Consider the following 13299-nt stretch of genomic DNA (forward strand, 5'->3'; position numbering starts at 1 on the left):
GTTAGATATGCCTATAAAATTAATTCAAGTACAGAGAAAATTGAACGTGGGAATCAACACGGTGGTTGAGTTCCTGCACCGGAATGGGTTCTCGGTTGAGGATAATCCCAACACGAGGATCAGTGATGAACAGTATGCTTTGCTCGTAAAAGAGTTTGGAAAGGATCTGCCAGAGAAAGATCGTAATTTTGCGGCGGATCGTGTGCGGAAAGAGGTTCCTTCTGTGAAAGAAGAGAAGACCGCGGAAATAAAGACAGTGATACCGGAAGAATTCAGACCTAAGATCGTAATGAAGGGTCATATCGATTTGGATGGTGGACAACATAAAAAACAGCAGGAAGAGCCGAAGGCTAAAGAGGAGCCGAAGGTGAAAGAAGAGCCTAAGGTAAAGGAAGAGCCGAAAGTGAAGGAAGCGCCTGCCGCTCCCGCTGCTCAAGCTCCTGTTAAACCCGCGCAGCCTGCGCAGGCTCCCACGGAGAAAAAAGAAGAAAAAGTTATAGTAGTGGAAGTGGAAAAAGAAAAAACCGTAGAGAAGCAACCGGTTGTTGCGGAACCTAAGGTGGAAAGTGTGAAACCGGAACAGGAAGTAGAGAAGATCGAGGAAAAGGATGATAATCTTTTCCGTTTGAACTCGGTTAAATTGGAGTCAAAGATCAAGGTAACCGGTAAGATTGACTTGGATGCGCTTAACCAATCGACTCGTCCGAAAAAGAAAACGAAGGAGGAGAAGCGGAAAGAGCGTGATGAGAAGCAAAAGTTTAATAACAATCGGCCGGGTAATAATAGCAACGGTCCGGGCGCTCCTCATAAGAGTCCGAATTCGCCGACTTTGATTAAACCGAACGCTCCTGCTAAACCGGGTGAGGAAGGTGACGCTAAGAAGAAGCGTAAACGTATCAAGAAAGATCGGGTAGACGTGAATAATACGCCGGGTACGAATTATCCGCGCCCGAATCGTGACGATCGTCCGAATAACGACCGTAAGCCTCGCTTGAAGAAGCCGGTGAAAGCGGAAGTTAGTGAAGAGGATGTTCAAAAGCAGATCAAGGAGACTTTGGCTCGCTTGACCAACAAGAATAATAAGAATAATAAGGGGGCTAAATACCGTCGTGATAAACGTGACGCCGCTGTGAAACGTGAGCACGAGTTGATGGAACAGGAAGAACTGGAAAGCAAGGTATTGAAGCTGACCGAGTTCGTTACGGCCAACGACTTGGCGAACATGATGGACGTATCTGTAACGGAGGTTATCGGTACTTGCATGAGCATCGGCCTTATGGTTTCGATCAATCAGCGCTTGGATGCGGAGACGATCAATATTGTGGCTGAGGAGTTCGGTTATAAGACTGAATATGTAAGCGCGGATGTTGTCGAGGCGATCAACGCTGATGAGGAAGATGATAACGAGGAGGATTGGGTAGCCCGTCCGCCTATCGTAACGGTGATGGGACACGTTGACCATGGTAAGACTTCTTTATTGGATAATATCCGTAGCGCGAACGTAATCGCCGGTGAGGCCGGTGGTATCACGCAGCATATCGGAGCCTACAACGTGAAGTTGCAGAATGGCCGCCGTATCACGTTCTTGGATACTCCGGGTCATGAGGCGTTTACCGCTATGCGTGCCCGTGGCGCAAAGGTGACGGATATCGCGATTATTATCGTGGCCGCTGATGATAACGTGATGCCTCAGACGATCGAGGCGATTAATCACGCTTCGGCTGCCGGTGTTCCTATTGTTTTCGCTATTAATAAAATCGATAAGCCACATGCTAATCCTGAGAAGATCAAGGAGGAGTTGGCGAATATGAATTACTTGGTGGAAGACTGGGGGGGTAAGTACCAGAGTCAGGAGATCTCCGCTAAGAAAGGTATCGGTGTCGAGGAGTTGTTGGAGAAGGTCTTGTTGGAGGCCGACCTGTTGGATTTGAAAGCGAATCCGAAAAAACGTGCGGTTGGTTCTATCATCGAGTCTTCTTTGGACAAGGGACGTGGCTATGTATCTACCATATTGGTGGAGAACGGTACGTTGAAGATGGGAGATATCGTTTTGGCGGGAACTCATCAAGGACGTATCAAGGCGATGTTCAACGAGCGTAATCAACGGGTGGAGAAGGCCGGTCCTTCCGAGCCGGTATTGATCCTCGGTTTGAATGGTGCTCCTCAGGCCGGTGATACATTTAATGTATTGGAGACTGAGCAAGAGGCGCGTGAGATCGCTAACCGTCGTGAGCAATTGCAGCGTGAGTTAGGTCTTCGTACGCAGAAGATGCTTACTTTGGATGATATCGGACGTCGTATCGCCGTGGGTAACTTCCAAGAGTTGAACGTGATCGTGAAGGGTGATGTGGATGGTTCCGTAGAGGCTTTGTCCGACTCCTTGATCCGTTTGTCTACCGAGGAGATTCAGGTAAACGTAATTCACAAGGCGGTTGGCCAGATTTCCGAGTCGGATGTGGTTTTGGCAGCGGCTTCGAACGCTATCATTATCGGATTCCAAGTTCGTCCGTCTTTGCAAGCACGTAGAAACGCCGAGAAGGAAGGTGTGGAGATCCGTTTGTATTCTATCATCTACGATGCGATCGAGGAGGTGAAGAGCGCTATGGAAGGCATGCTTTCTCCGGAGATCAAGGAGGAGATTACCGCTTATGTGGAAGTTCAGCAGGTATTCAAGATCACCAAGGTCGGTACGGTTGCCGGATGTATGGTTAAGGAAGGCAAGATCAAACGTACGAACAAGATTCGTTTGATACGTGACGGTATCGTTATCTATGCCGGTGAGCTAGGTTCTTTGAAACGTTTCAAGGACGATGCGAAAGAGGTCGTGGCTGGCTTGGATTGCGGTTTGAATATTACGAACTTCAACGATATCCAAGTGGGCGATATGATCGAGGCTTACGAAGAGACAGAAATAAAGAAGACGTTATAACGATGAACTGGTTGGACATTACATTGCTATGTCTGGCAGGGATAGGATTTGTGAAAGGCCTGTTTGATGGAATCATCAAACAGGTTGTTTCGCTTATAGCCCTAGTGATCGCGATCTTTTTCTGCGGGAAAGCGGCGGCTTGGCTGAAAGGATATATCTTGGCGTTGGGTTGGTTTCCGGAAGAAGGGGTTACGATCTTGAGTTATATAGCGGGTTTTATCTTGATTATGGGGGTATTTATCCTAGCGGGTGAACTGGTTACCAAGGTGGTAGGGGCGACACCGTTGAGCGTTATCAACCATTTGTTTGGGGGTTTTTTCGGGTTGCTGGTCGTTTTGGTCTTTACCAGTTTGCTGTTGAATGCGCTGGAGTTCGTGGATCGCGGATCGGTCTTGATTCATCGCCAATCGAAGATAGAATCTCGTTTTTATTATAGCGTGAAGCAAATAGTACCAACAATTTTCCCACATAATTTGTTTTCATTAGTAGAATGAAGGGCTTTTATCAATGGTTAATTTATAATTATGCAGGATTCAAATCATATCATTAATGAGGTAACGAGCGGAGATTATAAATATGGCTTCGTTACCGATATTGATACGGAGGTGATCCATCGTGGATTAGACGAGGAGACGGTCCGTATTATCTCTGCCAAGAAGAACGAGCCGGAATGGTTACTCGAGTTCCGTTTGAAGGCTTTTCGCCATTGGCAGACGTTGGAGATGCCTACATGGCCTCACTTGAATATCCCGCCGATCGATTATCAGGACATTATCTATTATGCCGCCCCTAAGAAAAAAGAGGGACCAAAGAGCTTGGATGAGGTAGATCCTGAGTTGTTGAAAACATTCGATAAACTGGGTATTCCTTTGGAAGAACAGAAGCATTTAAGCGGAATGGCGGTAGACGCCGTGATGGATAGTGTTTCCGTGAAGACTACTTTCAAGGAGAATCTCGCGGAGAAGGGGATTATTTTCTGTTCGTTCAGCGAGGCTGTACAACATCATCCGGACTTGGTGCAGAAGTATTTGGGCAGCGTGGTTGGTTATCGTGATAATTTCTTCGCCGCCTTGAATTCGGCCGTGTTCTCGGATGGTTCGTTTGTTTATATACCGAAGGGCGTACGTTGCCCGATGGAGTTGAGTACGTATTTCCGTATCAATGCCGCTAATACCGGACAGTTCGAGCGTACCTTGATTGTCGCAGACGATGAGGCGTATGTAAGTTATTTGGAAGGATGTACGGCACCGATGCGTGACGAGAACCAATTGCATGCCGCTATCGTGGAGATCGTGGCGAACGAGCGTGCCGAGGTGAAGTATTCTACCGTACAGAACTGGTATCCGGGTGATAAGGAAGGTAAAGGCGGTATCTATAACTTCGTGACGAAACGAGGTTTGTGCAAAGGTGAGGGTAGCAAGATCTCTTGGACGCAAGTAGAGACCGGTTCGGCGATCACTTGGAAATATCCGAGCTGTATCTTGGCGGGTGATAACTCGGTAGGTGAGTTTTACTCGGTTGCCGTAACCAATAATTACCAACAGGCCGATACGGGTACGAAGATGATCCATCTGGGTAAGAATACGAAAAGTACGATCGTATCCAAGGGTATCTCTGCCGGTCATAGCCAGAATAGCTATCGGGGATTGGTGAAGGTGTCCGCCCGTGCGGAAGGCGCCCGAAACCATAGCCAATGCGATAGTTTGTTACTAAGCTCTACTTGTGGAGCTCATACGTTCCCTTACGCTGATATTCAGAATGAGACGGCGATCGTGGAGCATGAGGCTACGACGAGTAAGATCAGTGAGGAGCAATTGTTCTACTGCCAGCAACGGGGTATCTCGGTAGAAGAGGCTGTTGGTTTGATCGTGAATGGATATGCCCGCGAGGTAATGAATAAGTTACCGATGGAGTTTGCTGTCGAGGCTCAGAAATTACTAACGATCTCGCTGGAAGGCAGCGTAGGATAGAATAATTTTCAATTTTCAACTTTCAATTTTCAATAAGAAAAGATGTTAGAGGTTAAGAATTTACATGCCAACGTAAATGGCAAAGAGATATTGAAAGGTATCAACCTGTCGGTGAAAGCGGGTGAGGTACATGCTATCATGGGACCGAACGGTTCTGGAAAAAGTACGTTAAGTAGTGTATTAGTAGGTAATCCCGCTTTTGAGGTAACGGAAGGAGAGGTTATCTTCAACGGTAAGAATCTGCTGGATCTTTCTCCGGAGGATCGTAGCCGTGAGGGTATTTTCTTGAGCTTCCAATATCCGGTCGAGATCCCGGGGGTCAGTATGGTGAACTTTATGCGTGCGGCGTTGAACGAGCATCGTAAATATAACGGTCTGGAACCGGTTTCGGCTACGGACTTCTTGAAATTGATGCGTGAGAAACGTGCGATCGTCGAGCTGGATAATAAACTGGCCAGCCGTAGCGTGAACGAAGGTTTCTCCGGTGGAGAGAAAAAGCGGAACGAGATCTTCCAGATGGCGATGCTGGAGCCGAAATTGGCGATCTTGGATGAGACGGATAGTGGTTTGGATATCGATGCCTTGCGTATCGTAGCGCATGGCGTGAACCAGTTGAGGACTCCGGAGAATGCCGCTATCGTAATCACGCACTATCAGCGTCTGCTGGATTACATCAAGCCGGATGTGGTTCATGTGCTTTACAAAGGCCGTATCGTGAAGACCGCCGGTCCGGAATTGGCCTTGGAACTGGAAGAGAAAGGTTACGACTGGATCAAGAAAGAGATGGGAGATGAGTAATATGAAGGCCGAGCAACAATATATCGATCTTTTCGCCCAATGTGAGGATCTGGTATGTCGTCATAGTACGCCGGTGATGAATGCCCTTAGGGCTGATGCCTTGGCGAACTTTGAGCGACTCGGATTCCCCTCCACGAGAAGCGAGGATTATAAATATACGGATGTAGCCCAAGCGTTCGCTCCGGATTACGGTTTAAATATCAACCGGGTCGCTATCCCGGTGAATCCTTATGACGTATTCCGTTGTGACGTACCGAACTTGAGCACATCGTTATACTTTGTCGTGAACGATACGTTTTACGATAAGGACTTACCGAAAGCACATTTGCCGGAAGGCGTGTATGCTGGAGGGTTGAAGGCTTTTACGGAGCAATATCCGGAGATCGCTTCCAAGTATTACGGAAAGGCGGCGCCGAGTAGCAAGGATGGTATTATCGCATTGAATACGATGTTGGCTCAAGATGGTTTTGTGGTGTATGTACCGAAAAATGTCGTGGTTGAGCGTCCTATCCAATTAGTGAATATATTCCGTAATGATGTGGATACGATGGCGAACCGTCGTGTCCTGGTGATTATGGAACCTCATTCGGAGGCGAAGTTGTTGGTTTGCGACCATAGTATCGACGGCGTGAAATTCTTGGCGACTCAAGTGGTTGAGATTTTCGCAGAGGAAGGCGCTCGCTTCGATTATTATGATTTGGAGGAAAGCAGTGTGTCCACGACCCGTTTCTCCTCCGTACACGTAAGGCAGGCGGCCTCGACCAATGTCTTGGTAAACGGTATTACGTTGACGAATGGCTTGACTCGCAACAATTATTACGTGGAACTGAATGGCGAGTATGCCGAGTCTACCTTATGCGGTATGTCCGTTCTGGACAAGGAGCAACAGATGGATACCTATAGCCATATTACCCATGCGGTTCCGAATTGTACCAGCAACGAGTTGTTCAAGAATGTACTGAATGATCATGCCGTAGGTGTCTTCAGCGGACGTATCTTGGTGAAAGAGGATGCCCAGAAGACCGCCGCTTACCAGACGAACCGTAATCTGTGCGCTACTCGTGAGGCCCGTATGTACAGCAAGCCGCAACTGGAGATTTACGCGGACGACGTAAAATGCTCGCACGGTATGACGACCGGTCAGTTAGATGAGAACGCTTTGTTCTATATGCAAAGCCGCGGTATCCCACGTGACGAGGCCCGTATGTTATTGAGCGTGGCTTTCACTTCCGACGTGATCGACCATGTACGCTTGGAGGCGTTGAAAGACCGTTTGCATAAACTGGTAGAGAAACGTTTCCGCGGTGAGCTGGCTAAATGCGCCGGTTGCCGGATTTGTAAATAATCGCGAATAAGAAGAAAACAGTAATCAGACATGGATTATCCCGACGATCATGTAGGGAACCATGTCTGATTTTTTTATATCTTTGGCAGTGACAAATTAAAACCTCCAACTTATGCAGTTAACACACATCGCCCTATGGACGAATCATCTGGAACGTTTACGGGATTTCTATGTAAAGTATTTCAACGGTAAGAGTAACGAGAAATATGTGAATCCAAAGAAAGGATTCGCCTCTTATTTCGTCTCTTTTGAGAGTGGCCCCGCTTTGGAGATCATGCAACGGCAAGATATTAATGAGGCTTACGACAAGGATCATATCGGCTTGGCTCATCTGGCTTTTCATGCGGATACGAAGGAGCAAGTGGATCAAATGATCGAACGTTTCCGGATGGATGGATACACGATCGCCGGTGAGACCCGCACTTCTGGGGATGGTTACTATGAGGGCGTGATCCGAGATCCTGACGGAAATATCGTAGAGATCGTCGCTAACGGGGAGCCGGAGATACAAGCAGCTTTATTCCCTCCTTATGAGTTACTGCTGGAAGCCGATCCGGATCGGGAGAAAGTAGAGGTTTACCTAAAGGATTCGGATTGCTTTATCGCTACGGTACGAAATTCCGTTGCCGGCGTGATCGTGGTTCGCAAGGAGGAGGGTGGTAAGGCGGAGATCATGAATCTTGCCGTGGCGGATATCTTCCGTCGGCGAGGAATCGCCCGGAAACTATTACGGCATGTATCTGATAAATGGGCTCCGGCTCAAGATGTCGAGCTTTTGCGTATTTGTACCGGAACCTCAGCCGTCGGCCCGATGATGCTTTATCAACAGGAAGGCTTCGATTTGGTAGCCGTAGATCGTGATTATTTCGTGCGGAACTATGCCGAGCCTATCTGGGAGAACGGCATTCAATGCAGGCATCGATTGATTCTTGAAAAGAGATTAAAATAGTATATGTGAAAAGAAAATCGGGAGGTTTAAGAGACCTCCCGATTTAATTATTAGTAATCTATAAATAGGTCCTCGAATGAAAAATCATCGGGGCTAATGGTATCACATTTCCAGCACGAAGATCCCTTTCGGTGCCAAGGATAATTCGTCTCCCAATGGAATCTCCTTTCCGGTTAATATCTCTTTTCCGGAGGTTTTACCTCGCAATACTTCCGCATAGCGGGCCAACGGGAGGTTCACCTCCTTATCGCTGCCATTCATCAAGACCAATACGCTCCGGCCATCCAGACTGCGCTCGTAAACATAGACACCTTGGTTCACCATGAAATGCTTCATCTTACCCTTGGCGATGATATCGTTGCCCTTGCGCCATTTCAATAAAGTCCGGAGGAAATTCCATGCGTCATTTTGCACCTCGCTGCGACCGGATGCCTCGAATTGATTCACCTTGTCGCCGGGCCAGCCACCGGGAACATCCAAGCGGATATATCCGTCTCCCTTCTCCTTGGTGCCGTTCATTAACAACTCCTGCCCGTAATAGAGCTGGGGAATACCGGGGATCGTCAACAAGAATGTCACCCCTTGCTTGAACGCGTACAAATCATCGACAGACTTAGGCATGGAGGGAAGAAAACGATCCGTATCATGGTTCTCCAAGAAACGCAATACATTATAGATATCGGGATATACATAATCATAACACATATGCTCGAAGATCGTATGCAAGCCTCCGGAATACCCAGTCTCCTCATGGAACGCCTTGCTCGCGATACCCATCAAGCGGAAATCCATTACCGATTTCAGCTCGGTATCCTGCCCGAAGTTCAACCGGCTGCCTTTCTGCCAATAAGCGGAACCGATTGTGTAGTTCATCCACGCCTCGCCTACGATGTTATACTCCGGATACTCGTTCATGACCTCCGTGCACCAATTCCGCATCATGTCCACGTCGGCATACGGATACGTATCTTGACGGATACCATCCACGCCGCAATACTCGATCCACCAGATAGAGTTCTGGATAAGGTATTTGGCTACATGTGGGTTCTTTTGGTTCAAGTCCGGCATGCTCGGGACAAACCAGCCGTTCAGCATCGTCTCCTTATCATAATCCGACACGTAAGGATCGAAATAAGCCTCTTTATCGTGGTTGGTCTGCACGTAGTTATCGAGATTATTAAACCAGTCGTGGCTAGGGATATCTTTCATCCAAGGATGATCGCTTCCACAATGGTTGAAGATCATATCCATTACGACACGCATGCCCCGCTCGTGCGTCTTCTCGATCAAGCGGACGTAATCCTCGTTCGTGCCGAAGCGTGGGTCTACCCGGTAATAATCCGTCGTGGCATATCCGTGATAAGAGCCTCCCTCCATGTCATTCTCCAATACCGGGTTCAGCCAGATAGCGGTAACGCCCAGATCCTCGATATAATCCAAATGCTGCTCGATACCGGCCAAGTCGCCTCCGTGACGGGCGTTCGGGCTGTTACGGTCTACCTTATAAGAGGTACGCATCGGGATTTGATCGTTCGAGGGATCTCCGTTTGCGAAACGATCCGGCATGATGAGATAAAGCACGTCGGAAGAGTCAAACCCCTTGATCCGATCGGCGTTCGGTTTACGGGCCTTCAACTCATACGAGTAATTGAAACTCTTTTTGTCCTTCGTGAACGTGATATCAAACCTGCCGGGCTTGGCGTTTTCCACGTCCAGATAGATCAATAGGTAATTCGGGCTTTCCAACGCTACCGAGCTTTTCAACTGTACGCCGGGATATTTCACGCTAGGGAGATATCCGGCGATATCCTTACCGTATACCATCAGCTGGAGTTCCGGGTTCTTCATACCACTCCACCAGAAGGTCGGCTCGATTCTAAGGTTATCGGCTGAAAGCGTACTGGAAGCGAAAAGGGCCAGTAAAAGGCTCAAGAATAAATGTCTGTTCATGATATATGTTTATTGATTTATATGACAAGGTTGTACATACGCGAAGATAGAAGGATTCCATTGATAATAACACGCTTTCGCCCGGCGAAAAGGGAATAAAAATCACGCGAACGTTTGCGAACCCTCGTAAATTAAGACTATCTTTACTGCCTAAATCTAATCAACTAATTCAAATGATAAAAAGTCTAATTGTATCCATGCTTCTGACAGGTTGCGTTTCCTCCCTGTCCGCACAACAAAGTTTTTGGAAAGAAGATTTCTCTGCCGGGAAATTACCCGACGGCTGGATGATTGTCGATTCGACGAAATCGGCAAAGTGTGAATGGATTGTTACCGATCAGCCTTATCCCGGTTCTTTCCAGTTTGAGCAACAAGCGCCTCCCATCGCCTCTACGAGTCGTGGCTATCATATGCAATTCCGGCCGGGCGTAGTCACCGGGGAGGAGATCACGAAGTGGAATCAACGGGAGGAATACCCGAACGGCTATTTCCAGACCAGCGCTATCGATTGTGCGGGAAAGAACGATGTGGTATTGAAATTCCAGCACCTGTTTCGTTGGAATAATTGGTTCACCGGAAAACGTGCCGGCCTTTGGGTAGGCGTCAGCAACGACGGGGTGAATTGGAAAGAGTATAACGTGATGGATAAGATCCCCGCCGCTACCCAGCTTCATGCCCCGGTGAACGAGGAGATCAACATCAGCGAGGTAGCCGCGAACCAGAAAACCGTCTACTTGCGTTTCTTCTGGCGGGATATCTTCTCTTGGTATTGGATGGTCGATGATATTGAGCTGACAGAGCCTTTTGCGCATGATTTGGCTTTGGAGAAAGTGACCTCACACCAAGAAACCGGGAATACGTTCACGAAGGAAGACGTGTTGAAAGTGAAGCTGAAGAACGTTGGCTCCCAGCCCGTAGACGAGGATTTCACGGTAACCGCCTCTTTAAACAACGGTCAGAAACTAACCGCCACGGTAACCGCCTCCGGGCATCCGATCGCTAAACAAGAGGAATATGAGGTAGCTTTCCCCGCTACCGACCTAACCCAGATGGGTTCCTATAAAATAGAGTTCGCTATCCAATACCCGAAGGATGAGCGTTCGTCAAACAACGTATTAAAAGCGAACCTGTTCGCCGCCCGTATGAACTTGGGTAAGTTGACGAAGTTCAATAAGATCAGCAACACGGAATATGAGTTCGTCTCCGGGTACGCTAAGGTTAAGTTGATGTTTTATCGGGATGATATCTTCCGTATCTGGTTGGCACCGGATGGGGAGTATACCAATCCGGCGGCAAACTCGATCGTCGTGGATTATGGGGTAAAGAACCCGAGAGTCTCCATGGCCGACAACGGCAGCTATTATAAGTTCACGACTCCCCAATGTGTCGTACGTGTCTATAAGAACCCTATTCGTTTCGCCATGTATGACAAGAATAACCGTGCCGTGATCTACGAGGAGGCCGAACCACTTGCCTTCGGACTAAAAACGACCCAAACGATGCGCCGTAGCGGTGATGAGGATTTCTACGGTTGCGGTATGCAACAAGGTAATTTCTCATACGCTGGGAAGGAAGCGGATATCGAGGTGACCGGTTGGGATGAGGATCAATCCTCTAACCCGGCTCCCTTCTATATGTCCACGAAAGGATATGGCGTATTCCGCAATACGTTTGCCCCGGGACATTATGCCTTCAACGGCACGGAGATGTTGGACAAGAACTATGATGATGGCTTTAAGCTGATGGGCTTCACCAGTCAGTTGACGCATAACGAGAATCGCTTTGACGCGTTCTACTTCTACGGCCCTTCCTTGAAAGACCTATTGAACGACTATACGGATATCACCGGAAAACCTTTTATGCCGGCGATGTGGATGCTTACGATGGGAGACGCCGACTGCTATAACAAAGGGGAACAGCGCACCGGATGGCCTCAATCCACCCCGGACGTAATCAGCCAAGTTGCCGATAAATATGTGGAATATGATATGCCCCGTGGCTGGATCTTGCCGAACGATGGCTATGGTTGCGGCTATGTGAAATTGGATTCTGTTGTGACGGAATTAGGCAAACGAGGTTTCCATACGGGCTTGTGGACAGAGAATGGTGTGGATAAGATTGCCTACGAGGTAGGTAAATGTGGTACCCGCCTGTGTAAATTGGATGTGGCTTGGGTTGGAGAAGGCTATGAGTTTGCCTTGAACGGCTGTAAATCCGCATTCGAGGGGATCGAGAACAATACGAATGAACGGGGTTTCGTATGGGCTGTTTGCGGTTGGGCCGGAACCCAACGGTATTCTACGGTATGGAGCGGTGACCAAGTGAGCAACTGGGATTATATCCGTTACCATATCCCGACGATCACGGGTGCCGGCCTTTCCGCTATGAACGCCGCTACTAGCGATGTGGACGGTATCTTCGGCGGTTCCCCGAAAACCTATACCCGCGACTTGCAATGGAAGGTCTTCACCCCGATCTTTATGACCATGAGTGGCTGGGCAGATGCCGACCGTCAGCCTTGGGTATATGGGCATCCGTACACGGATATCAACCGTAAATTCTTAAAGCTGAAGATGCGTCTGAACCCGTACGCCTATACCTATTGCCATGAGGCGCATATGACCGGTGTACCGATGGCTCGTGCGATGGTATTGGAATTCCCGGACGACGTGGTTACCCGTGATACGACTACCCAATACCAGTTCATGAGTGGTGAGTGGATGATGGTTGCCCCCGTATATACCCGGAAGAACGTACGCGACAGTATCTACTTCCCTGCCGGAGAATGGTACGACTATTGGACCGGAAAGAAATACGAGGGTGGCAAGTGGTTGGATAAATATGAGGCTAAACTGGATATTTGCCCGGTATTTATCCGTCAAGGCGCCATTATCCCGATGTACCCGGATATGAATTATGTAGGCGAGAAACCTGCGGATGTCTTGACCTTGGACTTATATCCCTACGGAAACACCTCTTTCAATTTATATGAGGATGACGGTCTCACCCGTGATTATAAGAAAGGCGAGTTTGCCCGTACCTTAATCTCTGTTTCCTCCCCAAAAGGTGAGAAAGGAACGATCACCGTGGATATAGCGAAAGCGAAAGGAGATTATAAAGGACGTTACCAAGAGCGTACTTACCTATTGGATGTCCGCTCAGAATCCAGCCCGTCAAACGTAACCGTAGCCGAAAAGCCCCTATCTGCCATCTCCCCCGAAGCGTTCAATGCCGGACAAGAAGGCTGGTACTTCGATGCCTCGGATCGTATGGGAAGGGTTAAGGTACGGACGAACCGCTTGTCTACGAATCAGGATCAGAAGATCATGATAGGTTTCTAATATTCTTATTTTATGAC

8 protein-coding genes are annotated in these 13299 nt (G+C 48.3%); 7 read left to right on the forward strand and 1 reads right to left on the reverse strand.

Features of this window, described 5'->3' with window-relative positions:
- Positions 1–7: 7 nt before the first annotated feature.
- The 6 genes from infB to HMPREF0999_RS05605 all read left to right on the forward strand — a co-directional run bounded on the left by infB (position 8) and on the right by HMPREF0999_RS05605 (position 7991).
- On the forward strand, positions 8–2929 hold the full coding sequence (gene infB / locus HMPREF0999_RS05580) for a translation initiation factor IF-2 (RefSeq protein WP_009275402.1): 2922 nt from the start codon (positions 8–10) through the stop codon (positions 2927–2929).
- Positions 2930–2931: 2 nt separating this feature from the next.
- Complete coding sequence (locus tag HMPREF0999_RS05585) at positions 2932–3423, forward strand: CvpA family protein (RefSeq protein ID WP_009275403.1); 492 nt, start codon at positions 2932–2934, stop codon at positions 3421–3423.
- A gap of 30 nt (positions 3424–3453) precedes the next feature.
- Positions 3454–4899, forward strand: coding sequence for a Fe-S cluster assembly protein SufB (gene sufB / locus HMPREF0999_RS05590; protein ID WP_005859390.1), 1446 nt, complete (start codon positions 3454–3456; stop codon positions 4897–4899).
- 42 nt (positions 4900–4941) lie between these two features.
- On the forward strand, positions 4942–5697 hold the full coding sequence (gene sufC, locus HMPREF0999_RS05595; protein WP_005859388.1) for a Fe-S cluster assembly ATPase SufC: 756 nt from the start codon (positions 4942–4944) through the stop codon (positions 5695–5697).
- Complete coding sequence (gene sufD, locus HMPREF0999_RS05600) at positions 5690–7042, forward strand: Fe-S cluster assembly protein SufD (RefSeq protein ID WP_009275404.1); 1353 nt, start codon at positions 5690–5692, stop codon at positions 7040–7042. Before sufC ends, sufD begins: the two co-directional genes overlap by 8 nt.
- Before the next feature lie 112 nt (positions 7043–7154).
- Positions 7155–7991 carry a GNAT family N-acetyltransferase gene (locus HMPREF0999_RS05605; RefSeq protein WP_009275405.1) on the forward strand — a complete coding sequence of 279 codons (837 nt, stop codon included), beginning with the start codon at positions 7155–7157 and terminating at the stop codon, positions 7989–7991.
- Positions 7992–8093: 102 nt separating this feature from the next.
- Here HMPREF0999_RS05605 and HMPREF0999_RS05610 read toward each other — a convergent pair whose 3' ends face one another.
- A complete protein-coding gene (locus HMPREF0999_RS05610; RefSeq protein WP_009275406.1) occupies positions 8094–9941 on the reverse strand; it encodes a glycoside hydrolase family 13 protein in 1848 nt (615 codons plus the stop codon).
- 173 nt (positions 9942–10114) lie between these two features.
- On the opposite strand from HMPREF0999_RS05610, the gene HMPREF0999_RS05615 reads away from it, so the two are divergent.
- On the forward strand, positions 10115–13282 hold the full coding sequence (locus tag HMPREF0999_RS05615) for a TIM-barrel domain-containing protein (protein ID WP_029257147.1): 3168 nt from the start codon (positions 10115–10117) through the stop codon (positions 13280–13282).
- The last annotated feature ends 17 nt before the right edge of the window (positions 13283–13299 follow it).

This window comes from Parabacteroides sp. D25, assembly GCF_000307475.1.
Lineage (GTDB): Bacteria > Bacteroidota > Bacteroidia > Bacteroidales > Tannerellaceae > Parabacteroides > Parabacteroides distasonis.

Excerpts from the sequence above, each read along its gene's own strand:
- HMPREF0999_RS05610 (WP_009275406.1), bottom strand. The coding sequence starts at position 9,941 with ATGAACAGACATTTATTCTTGAGCCTTTTACTGGCCCTTTTCGCTTCC.
- sufC (WP_005859388.1), top strand. The coding sequence starts at position 4,942 with ATGTTAGAGGTTAAGAATTTACATGCCAACGTAAATGGCAAAGAGATA.
- HMPREF0999_RS05585 (WP_009275403.1), top strand. The coding sequence starts at position 2,932 with ATGAACTGGTTGGACATTACATTGCTATGTCTGGCAGGGATAGGATTT.
- infB (WP_009275402.1), top strand. The coding sequence starts at position 8 with ATGCCTATAAAATTAATTCAAGTACAGAGAAAATTGAACGTGGGAATC.
- HMPREF0999_RS05615 (WP_029257147.1), top strand. The coding sequence starts at position 10,115 with ATGATAAAAAGTCTAATTGTATCCATGCTTCTGACAGGTTGCGTTTCC.
- HMPREF0999_RS05605 (WP_009275405.1), top strand. The coding sequence starts at position 7,155 with ATGCAGTTAACACACATCGCCCTATGGACGAATCATCTGGAACGTTTA.
- sufB (WP_005859390.1), top strand. The coding sequence starts at position 3,454 with ATGCAGGATTCAAATCATATCATTAATGAGGTAACGAGCGGAGATTAT.
- sufD (WP_009275404.1), top strand. The coding sequence starts at position 5,690 with ATGAGTAATATGAAGGCCGAGCAACAATATATCGATCTTTTCGCCCAA.